Genomic DNA, 21,205 nt, shown 5'->3' on the forward strand with positions numbered 1-21,205 from the left:
GGCCACACGCTCACAAACAAAATCATGGAGCAAAATCATCTGCCACACTAGAGCAGAGAAAGGCACAAAGGCCTTTCTGTTTTTAAGTCTTACTTGACTTCAACCTTAGCACCCACTTCTTCAAGTTTCTTCTTGATGGTTTCAGCTTCTTCTTTATTCACGCCCTCTTTAAGCACATGAGGGGTTTTTTCGGTAGCGTCTTTAGCTTCTTTCAGGCCAAGTCCAGTGATTTCACGAACCACTTTAATCACCTTGATTTTTTCAGCACCGCTATCAGCCAAAATCACATTAAATTCGGTTTTTTCTTCGCTCTCAGCCGCTGCACCGCCAGCTACAGCCGCACCCGCTACGACCGTTGGAGTCGCGCTCACGCCAAATTTTTCCTCAAACATTTTAACCAATTCAGCAAGCTCTAAAACGCTCAATGAACCAATATACTCTAACACTTCTTCTTTTGAAATTGCCATAATCCAATCCTTCAAATTTTTTTAATTAAAGCCATCATAGGCTCTTAGTTTTCTTCTTTCGCTTTACGCAAATTGTCTAAACCGGTCACAAAATAACGTGCCGGAGCCGTCCAAACAGAAAGCAACATTCCCATAAGCTCTTCTTTGCTTGGGAGTTTTGAAACCGCTTCCACATGAGCTACGCTAACGCTTTCTTTATCAAACAAGCCCGCTTTCAACACAAAATGATCTTTATGCTCTTTTTGGAAATCAAACACGAGTTTAGAGAGAGCGATTTGATCACCGCCCCACAAAAACACATTGGTTTCTTTCAAATCCAAATCAGAATAGCCGGCCTCTTTCATGGCAATATGAGCGAGAGTGTTCTTAATCACTTGCACTTTAATGTCTTGATTGCGAGCCTTATTCCTTAAAGCTTCCAACTTTTTCACGCTAAGACCCTTATAATCGCAAATTAAAAGGGCTTTGGCATCTGCAAATTGCGATTTTAAGTTAGCGACTAGCTCTACTTTATGCTGCCTTTGATGTTGTTTTTGCATCTTTTCCTCCTTTCTAGACTAGACCTCTGCAAGATTATCTTTTTAAAAAAGAAATTTTAAGCTTTTTAGCTCTTACGATCTTCAGCCTAAGATTAAAAACTCCTAACGCTATTTAATGTCCATCAATTCTTGTGCGTCCAAATTCACTGAAGGCGACATGGTGAGCGAAAGAGCGGCGTTTCTAATATACTTGCCTTTCGCGCTACTGGGTTTTAGGCGGTTGATCGTTTTAACCAACTCAAGCATGTTTTCTTTGATTTTTTCTTCAGGAAAACTCGCCTTACCAATAGGGGCATGAACATTGCCCTTTTTATCCACCCTGAAATTCACTTGACCGCTTTTAGCATTACTAACCGCTTTAGCAATATCCATCGTAACGGTTCCGGTTTTGGGGTTTGGCATCAAACCTTTAGGGCCTAAAATCCTACCCACTTTACCGACAACCGCCATCATATCAGGCGTTGCGATCACCATGTCAAAATCAATACGGCCGTTTTTGATTTCTTCAGCCAAATCGTCTCCGCCAACGACATCAGCCCCAGCGTTCTTGGCTTCATCTTGTTTAATGTCTTTTGCAAAAACAGCCACCCTCACTTTTTTCCCTGTTCCATGAGGAAGCACCACCGCACCGCGCACCATTTGATCCGCATGCCTTGGATCAACCCCTAGTCTTAACGCTACTTCCACGGTTTCATCAAATTTGGCTGAAGCGAGAGATTTAACTACCTCTACGCCTTGCTCTACGCCATACGCTTTATCGTTTTGAATTTTAGAAAAAAGTTTTTCCAATCTTTTAAATACTTTTTTTGCCACGATTCTAATCCTTAAAAATTTCTTTCAATTCCAACAACACCCAATCAATCCACAACTTCTACGCCCATGCTCCTAGCGCTGCCCATAACGATTTTTTTGGCCGCTTCCATGGTGCTTGTATTTAAATCTTCCATTTTCAATTGTGCGATCTCTTCCACTTGCTTGTGGGTGAGCTTTGCAATTTTATTTTTGAGTGGGTTGTCAGAACCTTTTTCAACCCCAGAAGCTTTTTTGATCAAATCGGTTACCGGAGGCTTTTTAGTGATAAAGGTAAAACTCTTATCTTGATAAACCGTGATAATCACCGGGATATTAAAACTCCCCATGTCTTTAGTTCTCTCATTAAAAGCCTTACAAAATTCCATGATATTAACCCCTCTTTGACCCAACGCTGGCCCTACGGGAGGTGAAGGGTTTGCCTTACCGGCAGGGATTTGAAGTTTGATTTCTCCGACTACTTTTTTAGCCATGTTTTCTCCTTAAAAAGTTATATAATTTTTTCCACTTGCGAATGCAAAATCTCTATTGGAGTGTTCCTACCAAAAATAGAAACATTGAGCTTGAGCTTGCGGTGTTCCACATCATACTCTTCCACCGTAGCGGTAAAGTTCGCAAAAGGGCCTTCCACCACACGCACCACTTCGCCTTGCTCAAAAAAGATTTTGGGCTTGGGGGCCGCTCGGTTATTCATTTTTTCTAAAATATGCCCAATATCCGCTTCACTCAATGGGGTTGGCTTTTTATTTTCTCCAATAAAACGGCTCACTCTTGGCAAAGATTGTATCTTATGCCACAAAACCGTATCTAAATCCACCTTAATAAAAACATATCCAGGATAAAGGCTTCGTTCCGTTACTTTCGTCTTGCTTTTTTTAGAAACCTCTATAATATCTTCAGTAGGCACAATGATCTCTTGTATCCTATCTCTTATATTATGATCGTTCGCTAGATTCTCAATCGCTTTCTTAACGGACTGCTCGCTCCCTGAATAAGTTTGTATAGCATACCAATCCATCATTATTCTCCTTATTTAAAGCCACCAACCTATAGAACACTAGAGATAAAAGCCCCCAGAGAAAAATCCAACAAAGCTAAAAACAGCGTGATAGCACTCACCACCACCAAAACAGAAACAAGCGCATTGCGTATCTGCTCTTTAATAGGAAATATCACTTTAGAAAGCTCTTCTCTAGCTAATTTATATTGCATGAGCCATTTATCCATAGTTTCTTTTCGCCCTCACTTAAACTTAATATTTATACATTAAAAGAATTTTCAATTTTATCCAAAATAGCTTAAACTAAAATTAAAAAATTCAAAAACAATCCAATTGAAACAAAAATTTGATAGAATAAATTAGTAGATGGCAGGCCAGGAGGGACTCGAACCCCCAACAACCGGTTTTGGAGACCGACGCTCTACCATTGGAGCTACTGACCTAATCTCCCCTCCTTTTAAATCACAACACAAAAGAAAGAACTAGCTCTTCAATTTGATTTCTTTATGAAGAGTGTGTTTGTTTTCCCTTGGGCAGAACTTCTTAAGCTCCAGTTTTTCAGTGTTAGTTTTAGCGTTCTTGGTTGTGCTGTAATTGATGTCTTCACAATCAGAACACTTCAACCCTATTTTAACTTTCATAATGACCCTTTATGGTAACTCTTTTTGCTAATATTATTCAATAATATTGCTCACAACACCAGCACCAACGGTCCTACCGCCTTCACGAATCGCAAATTTAGTTCCCAACTCTAACGCAACAGGGCTAATCAATTCTACAGTAATTTTCACATTATCGCCAGGCATAACCATTTCTACGCCTTCAGGAAGGGTGATAGAGCCAGTCACATCAGTCGTGCGCACATAGAATTGCGGGCGGTAATTGGTGAAGAATGGAGTGTGTCTCCCGCCTTCTTCTTTAGAAAGGACATAAATTTCTCCCTCAAATTTCTTGTGCGGAGTGATAGAACCTGGTTTGCATAGAACCATACCGCGTTCTACTTCTTCTTTTTTAGTTCCTCTCAAAAGCACGCCCACATTATCGCCGGCTTCACCTTTTTCCAACTCTTTCCTAAACATTTCTACACCGGTTACAGTCGTTTTTTGTGTAGGTCTGATACCAACGATTTCCACTTCATCGCCTACTTTCACCACGCCTCTTTCAATCCTACCTGTAACCACAGTCCCTCTACCCGCAATAGAGAACACATCTTCAACCGGCATCAAGAAAGTTTTTTCAGTGTCTCTTTCTGGAGTAGGGATATAGGCATCCACTTCAGCCATAAGTTTAAGCACTTTTTCACCCCATTCACCCACATTACCAGCCTTTGCTTCTTCTAAAGCTCTTAAAGCTGAACCCGCTATGATAGGAGTGTCATCGCCAGGAAATTCATACGCGCTCAACAATTCGCGCACTTCCATTTCCACAAGTTCCAACAATTCTTGGTCATCTACCATGTCTTGTTTGTTTAAGAAAACAACGATGTGAGGCACGCCTACTTGACGAGACAATAAGATATGCTCTCTGGTTTGAGGCATAGGACCATCAGCTGCAGAAACAACCAAAATCGCTCCGTCCATTTGCGCCGCACCGGTGATCATGTTTTTTACATAGTCAGCGTGTCCTGGGCAATCCACATGTGCATAGTGTCTGTTTTCAGTCTCATATTCAATGTGAGAAGTAGCGATAGTGATCCCTCTTTCTTTTTCTTCAGGGGCGTTATCAATATTATCATAGTCTTTCATTTCTGCAAGACCTTTCAAAGAAAGCACCGCTGAAATCGCTGCACTCAAAGTCGTTTTACCATGGTCTACATGCCCAATGGTTCCAATATTAACATGCGGCTTAGTTCTATTAAACTTTTCTTTTGCCATTTGTATTTCTCCTTAATTTTATTGAAATGGATTTTAGAATTATACTAAACAAAATCCTAAGTATTCCTAAATGCTACCACAAAATTTAAGACATTTTTGTCTTATCGCCATTCAAGAGATTATAAACTGGAGCCTATAAGCGGAATTGAACCGCCGACCTCTTCCTTACCAAGGAAGTGCTCTGCCTCTGAGCTATATAGGCGTCTCAAAAACTAAAATGTTATCCTAAAAATGGAGCGGGAAACGGGACTCGAACCCGCGACCCTCAGCTTGGAAGGCTGATGCTCTAGCCAACTGAGCTATTCCCGCATCTAAAAAAACAAAATGGTGGTGAGACGTGGATTCGAACCACGGAAGACATAGTCAGCAGATTTACAGTCTGCCCTCGTTGGCCACTTGAGTATCTCACCAAAAACTTCGCAAAATAACATTTTAACTGGAGCTGGCTAAGGGACTTGAACCCCCGACCTGCTGCTTACAAGGCAGCTGCTCTACCAACTGAGCTAAGCCAGCAACTAAAATAATCAAAGACTTGGGATTATAGCAGTTTTATACTTGACTTGTCAAGAAATGATAACAGAAAGCTAAATTATTCGTATGGCACAGAGCATGGTTAAAATTTAGCTATAATCTAGCTCAATTTGGCTTAACACAGCTCAAGCTTATTACATATAAAAGAATTTATGGACACTTAAATTATGGCGAAAAAAAAACATAAAATTTCTACTTTAAAATACTTTTTGCGTTCTTTAAAGCAAATCTACATGCTCATCACTTTCAAGGAAAAAATGGTTTTTTTCCTGCTTGTGCTGATGGCGGTTTTTTCTTCTTTTGTGGAAGTGATGTCTCTAACCCTCCTAATGCCTTTTATCACTCTCGCTTCCGATCCTAATAGGGCTTTAGACGATAAAGACTGGAAAATGGTCTATGATTTTTTCCATTTTTCATCTCCCGTTCGCCTTATGTATTTCTTTAGTTTTTGCTTGGTGGGGATTTATTTGTTCAGGATGTTTTATGGGGTGTCTTTCACTTATTTGAAAGGGCGTTTTTCCAATAAGAAAGCCTATCAAATCAAACAACAACTTTTTTTACAGCACATTAAAAGCAACTACCTCTCCCACCTTAACCACAACTTGGATTCTTTAAGAGACATTATCAATAATAAAGCGGATGGCATGTTTATGAGCTTTAACGCTTTTTTGAATCTACTCACCGAATTAACCGTGATCGTTTTTTTCTATTCCACGCTATTAATCACTAACTGGAAGTTAACGCTTGTATTCACTCTAATCATCTCTATACAAATTTTTATCATCACTAAAAAAATCACCATTCTTATTCAAAAAAAGGGCGAGATAGCGGCAAAATCTAGGGCGCAAACGCTTAAAGTTTTTTCCAAATTTTTCAGCAATTTCAAAATCACTAAACTCAAAGACAACCACGAAGAAGCCCACAAGCTTTTTGGAGAAAATAGCCGTAAAGCCCATGACACCGAGATCATTTACGCCACTTTACAAGTAGTCCCCAGGTATTCATTAGAAACGGTGGGCTTTAGCTTGTTGATTTTAGCGGTCGCTTACATTTTATTCAAATACGGCGAAGCTAAAATGGTGCTCCCTACCATTTCTATGTATGCTCTAGCGCTTTATCGCACGCTCCCTTCTATTACTGGCGTTTTGAATCAGTATAATGAAATCGCTTACAACCAGCTTGCGACTAACATTGTTTTTAAAAGCCTTACTAAAACCATCGTTGAAGAGGATTTAGTCCCTTTAGACTTTAATAAAAAAATCACTCTTCAAAACATTTCATTCGCTTATAAGCCAAAACACCCGGTTTTAAAGAATTTTAATCTCACCATTCAAAAAGGTCAAAGAGTCGCTCTCATAGGCCATAGCGGGTGCGGGAAATCCACGCTAGCGGATATTATTATGGGGCTTACCTACCCTAAAAGTGGGGAAATTTTTATTGATAACACCCTTTTAACCAACGAAAACAGGCGCTCATGGCGTAAAAAAATAGGCTATATCCCCCAAAATATTTACCTTTTTGATGGCACTGTGGGGGATAATATCGCTTTTGGGAGCGCCATAGATGAAAAACGCTTGATTAAGGTGTGCAAAATGGCTCATATTTATGATTTTTTATGCGAGCATGAGGGCCTTAAAACCCAAGTGGGCGAAGGGGGCGCTAAGCTTAGCGGCGGTCAAAAACAGCGCATAGGCATCGCGAGAGCCTTATACGATAACCCTGAAATTTTGGTTTTAGATGAAGCCACTTCAGCCCTAGACAATGAAACCGAGAGTAAAATCATGGATGAAATCTATCAAATCGCCAAAGATAAAACCCTGATCATTATCGCCCACCGCTTAAGCACGATTGAACGCTGTGAAGTCATCATTGACATGAGCCAACACAAAGACAAGCTTGGCTAAAGTTGGTTTTACTCTTTTATAAAATTTTGCAAATCAAACCCCTTAAAGCTCTCCAAATACTTCCCTTGATAGCCGTTTTGACCCACTAAATTTTTCAAAACCTTGCTGTTGTAACCCAGAAACGCCACTTTATTAGCCTTAGCGCTTTCATAGTCATTGACGCTATCGCCTATCATTAGCATGCGGCTTGGGTTATAGGCATATTTTTGAATGATATTAGCGATGATTTTCGGTTTATTGGGCGGACTCCCTTCAACGCTCTTAAAATACTTAGTAATCCCTAAAAACTCGCACAACACTTGCAATTCGCTATGCAAAGCCGCTGAAGCGATATGGAAAATATAATTTTGATAATGCTTATCAATAAACGCCATCACTTCGCTATTCAAATGCTCCCTATCAAAAAGCTTTTGTTCTATAATAGTGCCAAACTCTAGGGCTAATACATCCACTTCTTCTTGAGCGATAGGGGTTTTTAAAATCTCGTTATAAAAATATTGGATTTTTTCATTCCTTGAAATCCCCCCACTTTGATAATGATAAACTTCAAATTGTTTCAAATCCTCTTGATTCTTGTTGCCATGCTTTTGAAACAACGCCTTAAACCCTTCATTTTTTAAATGCATGCTGTCAAAAATCACGCCATCAAAATCCCATAAAACCACTTCAAGCGCCATGATTTCCCCTTTTTTATAGGCTTATTTTGGTTTCATTTTACCTTATTCAAGCGGTATTTAAGCGATTATTTTTGCCATTTAAAGGTTGGGCTATTTTGACTCTTATTTGATAAGAATATGCAAACACTCTTTGGTGTGTGCGGCTTTATGGGCGCGTTTGTTATCCGCTTTAAAACGCATGTAGGTTTTGGTCATTAAGGAGTAAGCGCCGTATTTTTTTAAGATATTTTTAATCTCTGTTTCGCTCATAAGCCCTTCATTGTTATAGCTTAAAAAAATATATTTGAATCGCGCTTTTTTGATTAAATTTTCAAAAGCGTTTAAGATTTTAGCACGAGAGCAAAAAGAGGATTTCTGATAACTGGGCAAGCCGGTTTTGCCTTTTGGAGTAAAGGGCGTATAAGCAGCAATCGTGTTCAATAAATGGTAATTCGCCCCGTATTGCCTCGCATTATAAGGGGGATCTAAATACAAAATATCCCCTGAAATCTTTCCAATCAAATCATTAGAATCCTGCTGGTACACTTCATTAGCGTTTAAGCTCAAATCAAAATGAGCGCCTTTTAAGACGAGTTCTTTTTGAGCGCTTTTTTTAAGGCGTTTTAAAAAAGCCCCATAAACTGAAGCGGTGTTAGCCACCTTGTCCGCGCTTTCTAATAACGATGCGAGCAAAAAATAATACGCACAATTATCAATGTTTTGAGAAAGCTTAAGCTCTTCAATTTTTAGACGCATCGCATCAATTTTTTGAGCGTTTGTTTCGCTAAAATACTGCCTTGAACTCCCCCCTAAAGAATAATACGAATGAATAAAGCCCTTTTTTAAAGCAACGCTATTGAGCCTATCAATAAGCTCTTCTTTGTTGGGGATTTCTTGAATGTTGCCGATATAATTTTGATTCAAAACAAAGCTATAATATTCCAAATCATTAGAGATGATCTTATTAACGGCTTTTTTAAATGCACGCCCCACAATGCCCGTCCCAGCGAACAGATCACAAAAAATCGTGCCAGAGAGATCATTGCCCGCAACCGCATGGATATTTTCCTTAATAAAGGGAATGAGCTTATATTTAGAGCCGATGTAGTTCATTGATCTGTGTTTGTATGCTTCTTTGAAAATGGTATGGCTATTATTAAAGTTAAATTTTATGTATTGTAACATAACTTGATTATGAATAAGTCTTAACCCCCACGATTAAAATAATCCTAAAACCAACCAATCAATCCTATGTGAAACAATGATCGTTTTTTAATACCGCACGCCCTACCAATCGCTTCATTAAAACAACGAAACAACCCCCTATTATAAACAAAGACTTTTTCTATCGCAACTGCTCATTAAAACACCACTAGAAAAACAGCGACACCCCCTACTAGCTGAATGCATCAAAGCTTTTGCCGCTATTGCCCTATTTTCTAGTAGGTTCTTTTATAACTACCATTCTTATATTCTTCCACTTTACCCTTTGATGTGGTTACAGCCACTACACCACCTGAAACTTGCACATTAATAGCGTTACTACCATAAGTTCTCTTATAGCTACCATTCTCATATTCTTCTACCTTACCCTTTGCAGTAACAGCAGCAACAATATGCCCATCAGTATCTGCAGCTACGATATTACTACCATAAGTTCTCTTATAGTTACCATTCTCATATTCCTGTATTTTGCCATTAACGACTTTAATTACAACCGCCATTATAAACCTCCTAAAATATAAATTGTGATATACCCAACATCAAACTACCAGTCTAGTCTATAGCCTAACTAACAGATAAACCTTATTTGAGTATTTGAGTATTTGAGTATTTGAGTATTTGAGTATTCTATCACAAAATCCCTAAAGAATAGCTTAACAACAAACCCGCTTAACTCTCATAAAATCAGTCTCATTGATCAATTTACCTCAAAATAGCCCGCATCGTGCAAATTAGCTCAACCGCTTGTCTAAAATTAACGATCTTTTGTGATGGTTTTGGCTTTAGCGCCTACAGCCGTAGAACCCGTGGGTAAATCTGAAAGCACCACCGCATTAGCCCCAATCTTCACATCATCGCCCACGCAAATCGCGCCCAAGACCTTAGCCCCTGCCCCCACTACCACTCGGTTGCCTAAAGTAGGGTGGCGCTTGCCCTTAAACTTGCCCGTGCCCCCTAGAGTTACGCCATGATAAATGGTAACATCATCTCCAATTTCTGTGGTCTCGCCAATCACCACACCCATGCCATGATCAATAAAAAGCCCTCTCCCAATCTTAGCGCCCGGATGGATTTCTATCCCAGTGATAAAACGCGCTAACTGAGAAAGCGCGCGAGCAATAAAATAAAACCCTTTCTTGTGCAACGCATGCGCTAGGCGGTAACAAAGCAGCGCATGAATGCCCGGATAAAGCAAGAGCACCTCCCACTTATTCCTAGCTGCCGGGTCTTCTTGCAAGACACGCTCCAGGCTATAAGACAAATCTAGCATGACAGAGTCTCCGGTTGAAATATATTTGGATCAACATGACTTAAGCAGATTTTTCTCATCCATTCCAATAAAACTTGATGCAAATTTTTCTTGCCATTATACCAAACTCACACTCCTTTTAATGGAGTAAAATCAATAGAGTAAAACGCTCTCTCTTTTAATTTTTTTAAATTCTCTTAAACAACCCTTTAAAAAGGCTTAAAAACCCGCTAATCCACATTGATTTGGTATTTATTTGGGATAAAACTATTTTAAACGAAAAAAATAAAAAGCAGATTGAAAAAGATTACTATTAACTATTAATGGTGCCGAAGGTCGGACTCGAACCGACACGGGATTGCTCCCACCAGATTTTGAGTCTAGCGTGTCTACCAATTCCACCACTTCGGCGTATCATAGAACAAAGAGTGAGATTATACCCACTTATTCCTTAAAGAAACTTAATGGTGCACTGGGCGAGACTCGAACTCGCACGAGATTGCTCCCACCACCCCCTCAAGATGGCGTGTCTACCAATTCCACCACCAGTGCTAAAAATTTAAAACAGATATTATAGCTAAATCATGCTTTTTAAGCAATAATTTAGCCCATCAAAAAACCCTTAACTTAAGAATGGGTTACTATAAATAGCGATAATAGCAAACACTAGAGTATAGATCACTTGCGCTTCAATCATCGCCATGGCCACGAACATGGTGGTGAGCAATTTACCGCCCACTCCTGGGTTTCTCGCTGTGCCTGTAATGGTCGCTGCAGCCGCATTCCCCATACCGATCGCCCCACCAAAAGCGGCAATCCCTAGACCAATCATCGCTCCTAGGATAGAATAAGATTTAATCATATCCATCCCACCCATTCCACCATCATGAGCGAAAGCAACGCCCGCTAAAGCCAGAAAAAATAACGCTAAAAATTTCATTTTCGCACTCCGTTTCAAAGATTAAGCTTGATTTTTATTTCGAATCGTTCCTCTACTTTCAAAAACACAAGCAAGGATTTATTTTAATACAAACTAGCTTAAAATCTCTTTTAAAAACGCTTTTTTAAATTTTAAGCCAAATCCAAGGCGATCTTACCCTTATTGAAGCTAATGACCCTGCACCGAATGCTATCGCCTTCTTTTAAAGCCACTTGGCACCTCTCCATGTGTTGCTTTCTCAACAAGCCTTCACCTCCCTTAGGCAGGCTTAAAAACGCCCCAAAATCCACGATTCGTTTCACTTGAGCTTCTAGCACCTCATCAATAGCGTATTGCTCCAATTCTTGATCTAAAGAATGCAAATAATTTAAAATAAATTCTTTAGTTTTTAAAACGCGCTCTTTATTCCCCATGATTTTCACTTCACCGCTCGGTTTATTCAAATCAATTTTAACTTCAAACTTTTCTACTATTTCTTTAATCACACGCCCCCCTTGACCGATAATTTCTATAATTTTATCCGGCGCGACATTAAAAATTTCAGTCATGGGCAAATGGGAAAAATTGATCACAATCTTTTCTTTCGCTTCATGCATGATTTTTAAAATATGTTCTCGCGCTTCTTTGGCTTGGAGTAAGGCTTGGTATAAAACCTCTAATCTAATACCGCTCATTTTGGTATCCATTTGCATAGCCGTAATGCCTTCTAAATTCCCGGCAATCTTAAAATCCATATCGCCTTCGGCGTCTTCTAAACCGCTAATATCGCTTAAAATGGCGTGATCTTGCCCTTCGCTCACCATGCCCATAGCCACCCCAGCGACTAAATCATGAATTTCCACACCGCTTGCATAAAGGGCTAAAGACCCTGCGCACACGCTCGCCATTGAGCTTGAACCATTGCTTTCTAAAATCTCAGAAACCAATCGTATCACCTGCTCTTTATTTTTAATGCTCGTTTCTAAGGCTCTTTTAGCTAAATTCCCATGCCCTAATTCGCGCCTTGAAGTCGCGCCAATAGAGCTCGCTTCGCCCACGCAAAAAGGAGGGAAATTATAATGAAACATGAAGCGCTCTTTGATAGGGGCTTTATGCTCCAAACTCTCATGGGTTTGAGCGTCATTATCCGTGCCTAAAACCCCTACCACTAAGCTCTGCGTTTGCCCCCTAGTGAATAAAATGGAGCTGTGCGCCATAGGGAGCAAGTTACTCTCTATTGAAATGGGCCGCACCTCTTCTAACGCGCGCTTATCCGGGCGGATTTTATCCTTAATAATCATGCGCCTTATCTCAGTTTTTTTCACTTTTTCTAAAGACAATTCAATTTCTTCTAAACTGAATTCTGAGTGGGCTTCGCTGATTTTTTTAGCAATTTCATTGAAAACATTTTCTCGCTCGCTCAAAGCAGAACTTTCAATGCCTTTGATGATTTCATCAAAATACTGATTTTTCAATAAATCTAACAGCCTTTCATTGAAGACTATTCCTTGGCTTTCTTTAAAAAGCAGCTCGTTTTGGTGGGGCGTGAAAACCTCTTCATAAAGCGTGCAAGTTTCTTTCAAACTTTTTTGAGCCAATTCTAAAGCTTTTAGCATTAAAGGCTCTTCTAAAGCGTTTAATTGTTGCCCCAAAGAGCGCATTTCTATCATGTTCAAACTCTCTTTTGTGCCGGACACGAACAAATCCAAACTGGATTGATTCAAAAGGCTTGTGTTAGGGTTAATGATAAATTCGTTATCAATCCTAGCGATCCTGCAAGCGCTCACGCTTTTAATAGGAGCGATATGGGCCAAAAAGAGAGCGGCTGAAGCGGCGTTTAAAGCAGAAACCTGCAAATCGTTTTCAATATCATGGCTTAAAACCATTAAAGTGATCTGTGTAGGGTAGCGGTAATCTTTAGGGAATAAAGGGCGTAAAGTCCTGTCTATGAGCCTAGAGGTTAAGATTTCAAAATCTTGCGCCCTGCCTTCTCTTTTAACAAAACCGCCCGGGATTTTACCGGCTGCATAAGATTTTTCTAAAAATTGCACCACTAAAGGCAGAAAATCTTCACTCACGGGCTCTCTTTCTATGCACACGCTCGCTAAAATAATGGTTTTTCCTAAGCGATACATTAGAGAGCTGGTGGCTTGTTTGGCCACTTGTTTGAGAGCGAATTCTTCGGTTTTGTTACTAGAATTGATGGTGATAAAATCCATATTTAATGTTCCTTTTTTAAATTGGGTGCGTTGTTAGCGCCCAAGTATTTTTCAATTTCTTCATTGCTTAATCGCTTGAGTTCTTTATAATGATGCTCCACAGAGACAAAACATTCAGGGCGGTACACGCTAATCACCCCATCGCACAAGCTTTCTAAGCCTTGAGCGACATTTTGCGCGAGAATGGGGGTTAAAATATAAATGTCTTGGCATTCTTTTTTCAAGCAAGTTTGCACGCCTAACCCTGCTCTAAACCCGGTTTCAATCCCCCTATCTACGATAAAAATATTTTTATCTTTTAAGCTTTTGATCGCATTGCCTTTGCGATACTGGTAAATGTGAGACAAAATATCTTCTTCATAAGCCCGCTTGGCTTCCCCATAAACATAGTCTAAAGTGATGTCAAAGGAATTAATCAAACTTTCATTCATCACTATATCCATGCTTTCACTCACTAAAGCGATCTCGCATTTTGAGTTTAAGGGAGCTAGGATAGGTTCTAAAAAAAGTATATCATAAGTCGCTCCAAATTTTTGCGCTAAAGCGTGAGCTAAATACAGAGCGTTAAAACTCAAAGCGAGCATGATGGAATCTTTTAAATCAATGTGGCGCGTGTGGATTTCATTGATCAATTTGTTCAAAGCGTCTTCTTCATTGATAAAACGCATGTTTTCAATGTCAGTGATATGGCTAAAGTCCGTATTCAAATCTATTCCTTTTTTACTTACGCTGTAAAGAGCGGTAAGTTACATTGGTTTTAGTGATCGGTGAAAAGTCTAATTCTAGCTTAACATAGTTATTTTCAAACACTCTTATAGGCTGGTTGGGATCGCCGGTGAGAATGGGGCGTCGTTGGTTGACGAATTGAAAGCCAATCCCAAAACAACGGATTTTTTTATAAATCCCCACATTCCAATTTAAAACCACATTGTTTCTAATATCATAACCCACATCCGCGCTCATGGAAAAATAACCAAAATCGTTGCTAAAACCCGCCTTTAAATAATCCGCAGGATTTTCTACAATGCTATTAATCCCACTGCTAAAATTGTTTCTTAAAAAATAAGAGAGGTTAAAGCTTAAAAACTTGCGTTGGTAATTGGCGTTCACAGAGATTTCTTCTAAGCGGTTTTGATAAAACGAATAAAAGACATTCCCAAAAATATTCAATCCCGTTAAGGGCGAAAACCCGATCTTGCTCTCTAGTGGCATTCTAAAGGGCGAAACTTTATCGTCAAGATTGATGAGTTGCGATATTTTAAAATACAACAATTCTTGCCCTCTTAAGCCATAAAGGTATTGCGTTAGGGTTAAATCCACCGTCTTATTGCTCGCATTGATAGGTAAAATACTGCTAGGATTCCACACGGAGTCATACAAACGCCCTTGATAATCATAATCTCTCAATAAAGGCGAAGTGTAGCTGTTTAAGGCTTGCGCGCTTAAAGCATACATGTTTTGAGAAAACAAGCCGTTTTTAAAGGTGTAATAAGGGATGTTGAAAATCGCTTCTAGTTGGATCGTGTGGAAAAGCTTGTTGTATTCCCTGGCTAAATCCGTATTGACATACATGGAAAAATTTGAAGACACAAAATTCCCAAATTCCCTTGATTCATTAGGGATCGTAGGCACGAAGGAATTTTTAGATTGCATTAAAGCCACATTAGATAGTTGGAGATCGTTCCAAAGCCCTAAAGACAAATACTTTTTAAACAAAGAAAATTGCAAGCCCACCGGCACATTCAAAGCGTTTTGCACATAGCCATAGCCGATCTCTCTTGCGGTGTTTCTAAACTGATAATCCACTGAATACAATAAATTTCTAAAATACAAAGAATTTAAATATTTATGGTATTGCAAATTAGGGACAGATTGGAAGGTGCGGTTATTGTTGATTTTATTCAGGTTTAAAAAATACTTGATATTCAAGCCGTAATAATTGTTTTCTGTTTGCAAATAATAATTCGCCCTAGACATGTGCGTGGCGTCTGTGATGCGCTTATTAACCTTTTCAAAACGCACATAGTCCAAATCGTTCATGTATAAAAAGTCAATGTAATGCCCGTTGTCAATATTAGACTTAAGATGAAAGTATTTTTGTAAAGTGTCCCTGCTAGAGCTTAAAAATTCAAACCCGTAGATATTTTGATTCCTCAAATCGTAGCGTTTGACGTATTGGGTGTAATTCCTAAAATAGCGTGCGTTGAATAAAAACCTGTCGTCTTTAGAGTTGATGTAGCGCGCTTCAAAATTCAAGCCAAACCCCCTTTTATAGCGGATTTGTGGGGTAAAGGTCATATCCCATGAGTTTTTGGGGGCTAAATAAAAGGGTTGCAAATAAATAAAGCCGTCTAAGTTGGAAGTGCCAAACTCAGGGTATAAAAACCCGGTAGTTCTTTTATTGCTAGTGGACATGAAAATATAGGGCAAATACAATACAGGAATATCACCGACATAGATCTTAGGATTCCACATAGACAAATGCGATTTTTGCATGTTGAATGAGCCTGAAGTCGCATTGACATGCCAAATGGGGTTATCAATGCTGCACCCTGAAGCGCTCATGTTTTTCACCTTATATTTTTGATCCTTCCCGCTGGCAATATCCGCGCTCACCCAAATCCCGCTCACGCTGTCTTGGACATAAAAGGGGAAAATGATTTCATATTTTTCATTCAAACTCAATTTCACGTAATCGGTTTTAACGAGCAAACCCTCGCCCCTATAAACCTTAATATTCCCCTCTAATAACGCTTCTTTGGTTTTAGTGTCATAACGCACCTTGTCCGCTAGAATATACACATCATAATTCAATAAGATCGCATTCCCTGATGCGGTTATCACATTGTCTTTAGCGCTCACTTTATCCGCAAGGATTTCAAAAATCTTATGGTTTTGTTTGTCAAATCGTTGCATAGCGATTTCTTTAGCGTCTAATGCGCTCAACAAAAAAAAGACCGCCAAATACAACCAATAAATCATGATTAAAACAACACCAAAAGACTTTTGCTTTTTTCTTCATGCCACGCCCTATGATAGGGGTTTTTAAACACTACAAACCATAAAAAGGGGCATAGAAAAACCACGATCTTTAACCCTAAACGCTTCAATAAAATAGCCCTACTGGGGCAATCCGCTAAATAAATATCAATGATTTTAATCCTAAAAACCAGTTTAGCCAAACTCATCTTGCACAAACACACAAAAAAGATTTCATAAACGCCATACAAGACGATAAAACCTATCGCAACAAACGCGCTGTGATAAATGGGGTTAGCTAGCCAATATAAAGAATGCAAAAAATCGCACGCCCCTAAAAGATCGCTCAATAAAAACGCCACTAACAAACCATCGGTTAAAAACGCTAAGATGCGCCAATACAAGGGGCATAAACGCATTTTTTCACGCATAAGGAGTGTTTCTATGATTTCAGTTTCTTCTTTTTCTAAATTTGGAGAGTGCATTCAAAACAAACAAGACAAACTCTTTAGTTTGTCTTAAACTTTAAGAATATTCTTTCAAATCCAACACCTTAAAACCAATGTCCTTGCGATAAAACATGCCTTCAAAATGCACCTTTTGAGCGATTTCATAAGCATGGTTTCTGGCTTCTAATAAGGATTTTCCTCTGCCAATGGCAAAGATCACCCTCCCCCCACTGCTTTCAAACACGCCATTATCCTGCTCCACCTCCCCTAAAATCAAATGACCCTTTTTTTCATCAACCGGATCAATATAAAGGGTTTGTTTGGGCGAAGAGCTAGTGGGGTAATTCCTAGAAACAAGTGCCACACTCATCACAAATTCTTTAGAAAACACCAATTCAAGAGAATGTAATTCCCCTTTGGCTGTAGCCAAACACAAATCTAAAAGCGAGCTTTCTAAAAGGGGTAAAATCGTTTGGCATTCAATGTCTTTAAAACGCACGCTAAAATCCAATAAATACGGCTCTAAAACACCCTTTTCTTCTATGATTACAATTTCAGCGAGTAAAACCCCTTTAAAAGGCGTGTTGTCAGCCCGAAGTTTCTCTAAAGTGGGTTTAAAGATATGATTTTTTATTTTCTCTTCTAATTCATTAGAGAAAAAGTTTGCAGGAGCGATGGCCCCCATACCTCCTGTATTGACCCCGTTATCCCCCTCTAATAAGCGTTTGTAGTTTTGGCAAAAGGGCAACAAGATAAAATCATCATTGGCTATGAGCGCTGTAACTGAAAGCTCAAATCCCTCTAAAAAAGGCTCTATGATCACAGGCTCATTGCTCTGTTTGAAAGCGTCTTCAAGGATTTTTAGCGCTTCTTCTTGTTGATGGACAATGCTTGTGTTTTTATTCAACGCTTTAATCACTAGGGGGAAAGAAGCGTTTTGAATGTAACTGAGAGCTTCTTTTAAATCGTTTGTTTCAAAGTAAGACGCGCTCTTGATACCGCATTCTTTAACAAAAGCTTTCATATAGCTTTTAGAAGCCTCTAACTTAGCCGCCTCTTTAGAAGCCCCAAACACTAAAATCCCCGCTTTTTCTAGCATCTCTGTAAGCCCTAAAACCAAAAGCTCTTCTTCTGAAATGATGGCTAAATGGATCTGTTTTTTCAGGGCTAATTCCACGATATGCTCGTAATGTTCGCATTCCAGATTTTCGCCTAAATCTTGAGTGCCACCATTACCCAAACAAAAATACAAAGCATTCACTCGCTCATCTTGCTGAAGCCTTTGAGCCAAAGCATACTCTCGCCCCTTATTCCCCACAATTAAAACATTATAGTTGTTGTTATCTTTCATGTCTTTCCTAAAATGTGGTTGTTTTTAAACCCAGATGACCGCTACTTTTACATGCGCATAAGTTCAACAAACCTACACTAATAAGGCTAGGAGGATTTTCTTAGGGGCAGATTTAAAAAATGCCATCACACAAAAACCACTACCTTAGCCTAACTTATTTTTTCAACGAACTTGCCATCAATAAGAAACACGAATCATCTAGGCGATTCTTACAATTATACTTAAATTTTAAAGAAATTCCATGTAAAACTATACAGCATAAAAAACACAATCAAAAGATAGAAAACGAGAGAAGTTATAGTCGTGGGTATGGGCGGTAAGGTTTCAATTGCGTTCGAATTTCTAATTTTTGCTCTTAATCTTTTAGAAAAATTCAAATTCTAAGGATTCACCTTTTCGTTAGAGTTTAGAGCGATTGGTTTTATCGCATTCAAATGAAAAATTTTTGCCGTCAAACGCTCTAAGGACAAGACCTGATTGTTTGCACAATTCCAATGCTTTGTTAAGCTTTTGATTTCTTATCTCTTCCAATTGTTTAATATTCGTATCAAGATAGGCTTCATAGGTTTCTTCTGTCATTATAGTTACTCCAAATGTTAAAATACTATAGCCTTTATTTTGATAATAGGTTTTAAGTGCAACAAAGATCACTAAAGCATAAACACCTAGAAGCGCCAATAACCAAAGAGTTATTTTGCTTGTTATGGATAATGCTTTTTTCACTTCAATACCTAAGATTATCAAAATAATCAAACATTTTAGTATTGTTTTGTGGCTGTGTATTTTGATGATTGGAGTTAAGAATGTTGTTTGTAGGGTTTTCTAAGGGCTTTTTTGTAGCCGGCTCATCGCATTCAAACGAAAAATTGGTGTTATCAAATTTTTTAAGAACACGACTTTGTTGTTTGCAAAATTCTAAAAACTTTTGAAAATTCTCTTGAGATTTTTTTTCTTGCTCTTCTTTTTGCCTACGCTGTTCTTTAAGATTTTTTTCTCTTAAAATTTCAGTATCTCTTTTAATTTCTGCTTCTTTTAATCCAATATTGCTAAGTTTTTTAAACTTAATACAATTTTCAAGAGATTTGAATAAAGAAAGACATAAAGAATCTTCAATTTCTAATTCATCTAGTTGCTTGCCAATTTTATACTGAAACCAAATATTATCCATGTGTAATTCCTTGTGAGAAATTATTATTCTACCAAAAATAGAATAAGACAAAAATTCTAGCTATTTCTAATTTTAATACCCCATTAAACTTAATGAAACCTAAACTCAACGAAACCAAAACCCAACATAAATATTACTAAAAAGATTTTTTCTAAAGATCTCACCACCAACAAAGCGATAACTCGCAATTCAATCTTAGGCTTCATCTGCAACAATACAATCTTTAGCAATCAAGCCATCTGTTATGATTAGACATGACTTTAGATTTTATTTTTAATAGTAAAACTCATTCCCCCTACAACCCCAAACTAAACCCCCTAACCCTAAAGAGCGCTTTTTTAAGAAGTTATCATTTAACTAGCGTCAAAATCTTTTATATTATTATAAAAAACGCTTTTAGTATTTCTTAAAATATTATCACTCAATAGGAAATCCTTTACTGATCTATTTCAGCCTTTCTTTATACGCTGCCTCCAAACTGCTATACCCTTTTTTTAACTCTCCCACACCCCCAAAAGCCACTACTTTGGCTTCTTTTAAAAAAATCGCGCTGTCTAAATACTTTTCCACATCCACCACCAAATGCGTAGAGACTAACAAGCTTGCGTTTTGGCTAAATTCCTTAGCGATTAACTCAAAAATCTCTTCTCTTGCGATAGGGTCAATCCCAGCCACCGGCTCATCAAAAAGATACAAAGAAGCGTTTCGTGATAGGGTTAAAATCAGCTGTAATTTTTCCCTCATGCCTTTTGAAAGGGCTTTAAACTCTCTTTTTAAAGGCACGCTGAAGCGTTTGAGCAAATCTAGGGCTTTTGATGAATCAAAATCGCTGAAAAAATCCTTGTAAAAAGCGATCGCTTTTAAAGGCGTTAATTTAGGATCTAAAAAATCGCCATCGCTTAAAAACGCCACGCTTTTTTTAGTCTCTATGCCGATCTTTTGGTTTAAAATTTTCACTTCCCCCTGATAGTTCAAATTCAATCCAGCTAAAATTTTTAACAGAGTGGTTTTACCCGCCCCATTAGGCCCTAAAAGCCCTATAAATTGCTGTTTGGGTAGTTTCAAACTGATATTGTCTAGTGCTTTTAAACTCCCATAAGTTTTAGTCAAATTCTCTATTTCTACTAGCATTTTAATTCCCCGAATTTGCGCACTCTTTTGTAAAAATCGCTAATGATGTTTTCTAAATCTTTAGGGGTGAAATCAGGCCATAAAATCGGCGTGAAAAACAATTCCGCATAGCTGGACTGCCACAATAAAAAATTAGACAAGCGCATTTCCCCCCCTGTTCGCAACAACAAATCCACTTCCGGCAAATCATGCGTGTCTAAACGATTAGAAATTTCATTTTCTAAACTTTCTAAAAGGCTTATATTGTTAGGCGGTCTTTCTAATAAGCTTTTAAACGCCCTTGAAAGCTCGTTTTTAGATCCGTAATTAAGGGCTAAAACTTGCGTAAAATCCTTAAAATGCCTAGTATCGTTTTCAAGCTGCAAGATCGTGTCTCTCAATTCTTTAGAAAAGCCCTCTAAATCCCCTATCGCCCTGAAGCGTATGTTATTATCCAAATAAGTGGATCGCTCATCTTTAAGGTATTTTTTAAGCATTTTCATCAAAAAATCCACTTCACTTTTAGGGCGTTTCCAATTTTCCGTAGAAAAAGCGTATAAAGTCAAGCATTCTAGCTTGTGGTTAGCGCACCAGATCGTAATGTCTTTAAGGGTTTTTACGCCCTTTTTATGCCCATAAGCCCTAGCTTTATTCTTTAATTTAGCCCACCTGCCATTACCATCCATAATAATGGCAAGGTGTTTGAGAGTGTTATCCAATGCCTTTACCCTTTAAAGAAATTCTTTAATTATACAC

At 38.5% G+C, this 21,205-nt stretch carries 23 protein-coding genes and 7 tRNA genes; 1 reads left to right on the top strand and 29 read right to left on the bottom strand.

Annotation, left to right across the window (positions count from 1 at the left end):
* Positions 1 to 89: 89 nt before the first annotated feature.
* The 13 genes from rplL to QT74_RS04140 form a co-directional block, all read right to left on the bottom strand.
* Complete coding sequence (gene rplL, locus QT74_RS04080; protein ID WP_001018219.1) at positions 90 to 467, bottom strand: 50S ribosomal protein L7/L12; 378 nt, start codon at positions 465 to 467, stop codon at positions 90 to 92.
* Positions 468 to 511: 44 nt separating this feature from the next.
* Positions 512 to 1,006 carry a 50S ribosomal protein L10 gene (gene rplJ / locus QT74_RS04085; RefSeq protein WP_033764855.1) on the bottom strand — a complete coding sequence of 165 codons (495 nt, stop codon included), beginning with the start codon at positions 1,004 to 1,006 and terminating at the stop codon, positions 512 to 514.
* A gap of 108 nt (positions 1,007 to 1,114) precedes the next feature.
* Positions 1,115 to 1,819: a 50S ribosomal protein L1 gene (gene rplA / locus QT74_RS04090; RefSeq protein ID WP_001085838.1), complete on the bottom strand. Its 705-nt coding sequence runs from the start codon at positions 1,817 to 1,819 to the stop codon at positions 1,115 to 1,117.
* A gap of 44 nt (positions 1,820 to 1,863) precedes the next feature.
* Entirely contained in the window at positions 1,864 to 2,289 is a 426-nt protein-coding gene (rplK, locus tag QT74_RS04095) for a 50S ribosomal protein L11 (RefSeq protein ID WP_001085997.1), read from the bottom strand.
* A gap of 17 nt (positions 2,290 to 2,306) precedes the next feature.
* Positions 2,307 to 2,834 (bottom strand): transcription termination/antitermination protein NusG, encoded by a 528-nt coding sequence (nusG, locus tag QT74_RS04100; protein WP_001846772.1) that lies wholly within the window; start codon positions 2,832 to 2,834, stop codon positions 2,307 to 2,309.
* Between the two features lie 29 nt (positions 2,835 to 2,863).
* Positions 2,864 to 3,043: a preprotein translocase subunit SecE gene (gene secE, locus QT74_RS04105; protein WP_000362123.1), complete on the bottom strand. Its 180-nt coding sequence runs from the start codon at positions 3,041 to 3,043 to the stop codon at positions 2,864 to 2,866.
* 140 nt (positions 3,044 to 3,183) lie between these two features.
* A tRNA-Trp gene (locus tag QT74_RS04110) sits at positions 3,184 to 3,259 on the bottom strand.
* Between the two features lie 39 nt (positions 3,260 to 3,298).
* Positions 3,299 to 3,457, bottom strand: a complete 159-nt coding sequence (gene rpmG / locus QT74_RS04115) for a 50S ribosomal protein L33 (protein ID WP_000865159.1) — start codon at positions 3,455 to 3,457, stop codon at positions 3,299 to 3,301.
* A gap of 33 nt (positions 3,458 to 3,490) precedes the next feature.
* Positions 3,491 to 4,690: an elongation factor Tu gene (tuf, locus tag QT74_RS04120; protein ID WP_001040574.1), complete on the bottom strand. Its 1,200-nt coding sequence runs from the start codon at positions 4,688 to 4,690 to the stop codon at positions 3,491 to 3,493.
* Between the two features lie 127 nt (positions 4,691 to 4,817).
* Positions 4,818 to 4,892 (bottom strand) — tRNA-Thr (locus QT74_RS04125).
* 30 nt (positions 4,893 to 4,922) lie between these two features.
* Positions 4,923 to 4,999: transfer RNA gene (locus tag QT74_RS04130), tRNA-Gly, on the bottom strand.
* A 16-nt stretch (positions 5,000 to 5,015) separates the two neighbouring features.
* Positions 5,016 to 5,100: transfer RNA gene (locus QT74_RS04135), tRNA-Tyr, on the bottom strand.
* Positions 5,101 to 5,127: 27 nt separating this feature from the next.
* Positions 5,128 to 5,203, bottom strand: a tRNA-Thr gene (locus QT74_RS04140).
* 185 nt (positions 5,204 to 5,388) lie between these two features.
* On the opposite strand from QT74_RS04140, the gene QT74_RS04145 reads away from it, so the two are divergent.
* Positions 5,389 to 7,125, top strand: a complete 1,737-nt coding sequence (locus tag QT74_RS04145; protein ID WP_033764856.1) for an ABC transporter ATP-binding protein/permease — start codon at positions 5,389 to 5,391, stop codon at positions 7,123 to 7,125.
* A gap of 8 nt (positions 7,126 to 7,133) precedes the next feature.
* Here the strand turns inward: QT74_RS04145 and QT74_RS04150 are convergent, their stop codons facing one another.
* From QT74_RS04150 to QT74_RS04235, 16 genes are all read right to left on the bottom strand, one after another.
* Complete coding sequence (locus tag QT74_RS04150; protein ID WP_033764859.1) at positions 7,134 to 7,802, bottom strand: HAD family hydrolase; 669 nt, start codon at positions 7,800 to 7,802, stop codon at positions 7,134 to 7,136.
* A 102-nt stretch (positions 7,803 to 7,904) separates the two neighbouring features.
* Positions 7,905 to 8,894, bottom strand: coding sequence for a DNA adenine methylase (locus QT74_RS04155; protein ID WP_033764862.1), 990 nt, complete (start codon positions 8,892 to 8,894; stop codon positions 7,905 to 7,907).
* 326 nt (positions 8,895 to 9,220) lie between these two features.
* Positions 9,221 to 9,505 carry an IceA2 protein gene (locus QT74_RS04160; protein WP_033764864.1) on the bottom strand — a complete coding sequence of 95 codons (285 nt, stop codon included), beginning with the start codon at positions 9,503 to 9,505 and terminating at the stop codon, positions 9,221 to 9,223.
* Between the two features lie 254 nt (positions 9,506 to 9,759).
* Positions 9,760 to 10,275 (bottom strand): serine O-acetyltransferase, encoded by a 516-nt coding sequence (gene cysE, locus QT74_RS04165; protein ID WP_033764865.1) that lies wholly within the window; start codon positions 10,273 to 10,275, stop codon positions 9,760 to 9,762.
* A 303-nt stretch (positions 10,276 to 10,578) separates the two neighbouring features.
* Positions 10,579 to 10,665 (bottom strand) — tRNA-Leu (locus QT74_RS04170).
* 54 nt (positions 10,666 to 10,719) lie between these two features.
* Positions 10,720 to 10,806 (bottom strand) — tRNA-Leu (locus QT74_RS04175).
* A gap of 70 nt (positions 10,807 to 10,876) precedes the next feature.
* Positions 10,877 to 11,194 carry a F0F1 ATP synthase subunit C gene (locus QT74_RS04180; RefSeq protein WP_000669961.1) on the bottom strand — a complete coding sequence of 106 codons (318 nt, stop codon included), beginning with the start codon at positions 11,192 to 11,194 and terminating at the stop codon, positions 10,877 to 10,879.
* A 131-nt stretch (positions 11,195 to 11,325) separates the two neighbouring features.
* Positions 11,326 to 13,392, bottom strand: coding sequence for a polyribonucleotide nucleotidyltransferase (locus QT74_RS04185; protein WP_033764867.1), 2,067 nt, complete (start codon positions 13,390 to 13,392; stop codon positions 11,326 to 11,328).
* A 2-nt stretch (positions 13,393 to 13,394) separates the two neighbouring features.
* The gene (locus tag QT74_RS04190; RefSeq protein ID WP_033764869.1) at positions 13,395 to 14,099 is read right to left on the bottom strand and encodes a phosphoribosyltransferase; all 705 of its coding nucleotides are present in this window, start codon (positions 14,097 to 14,099) and stop codon (positions 13,395 to 13,397) included.
* 13 nt (positions 14,100 to 14,112) lie between these two features.
* Positions 14,113 to 16,374 carry an LPS-assembly protein LptD gene (locus QT74_RS04195; RefSeq protein ID WP_033764871.1) on the bottom strand — a complete coding sequence of 754 codons (2,262 nt, stop codon included), beginning with the start codon at positions 16,372 to 16,374 and terminating at the stop codon, positions 14,113 to 14,115.
* A 2-nt stretch (positions 16,375 to 16,376) separates the two neighbouring features.
* Entirely contained in the window at positions 16,377 to 16,856 is a 480-nt protein-coding gene (locus QT74_RS04200) for an RDD family protein (protein WP_033764873.1), read from the bottom strand.
* 40 nt (positions 16,857 to 16,896) lie between these two features.
* Positions 16,897 to 18,171: a phosphoribosylamine--glycine ligase gene (gene purD, locus QT74_RS04205; RefSeq protein WP_033764876.1), complete on the bottom strand. Its 1,275-nt coding sequence runs from the start codon at positions 18,169 to 18,171 to the stop codon at positions 16,897 to 16,899.
* Between the two features lie 399 nt (positions 18,172 to 18,570).
* A complete protein-coding gene (locus QT74_RS04215; RefSeq protein WP_033764878.1) occupies positions 18,571 to 18,894 on the bottom strand; it encodes a hypothetical protein in 324 nt (107 codons plus the stop codon).
* 1 nt (position 18,895) lies between these two features.
* The gene (locus QT74_RS04220; protein WP_033764880.1) at positions 18,896 to 19,339 is read right to left on the bottom strand and encodes a hypothetical protein; all 444 of its coding nucleotides are present in this window, start codon (positions 19,337 to 19,339) and stop codon (positions 18,896 to 18,898) included.
* A gap of 444 nt (positions 19,340 to 19,783) precedes the next feature.
* Entirely contained in the window at positions 19,784 to 20,470 is a 687-nt protein-coding gene (locus tag QT74_RS04230) for an ABC transporter ATP-binding protein (protein ID WP_000959647.1), read from the bottom strand.
* On the bottom strand, positions 20,464 to 21,168 hold the full coding sequence (locus tag QT74_RS04235; RefSeq protein WP_080247172.1) for a di-trans,poly-cis-decaprenylcistransferase: 705 nt from the start codon (positions 21,166 to 21,168) through the stop codon (positions 20,464 to 20,466). The genes QT74_RS04230 and QT74_RS04235 overlap by 7 nt, the downstream gene beginning before the upstream one ends.
* Positions 21,169 to 21,205 lie beyond the last annotated feature (37 nt).

It is taken from the genome of Helicobacter pylori SA213A, assembly GCF_000476275.1.
Taxonomy (GTDB): domain Bacteria; phylum Campylobacterota; class Campylobacteria; order Campylobacterales; family Helicobacteraceae; genus Helicobacter; species Helicobacter pylori_CL.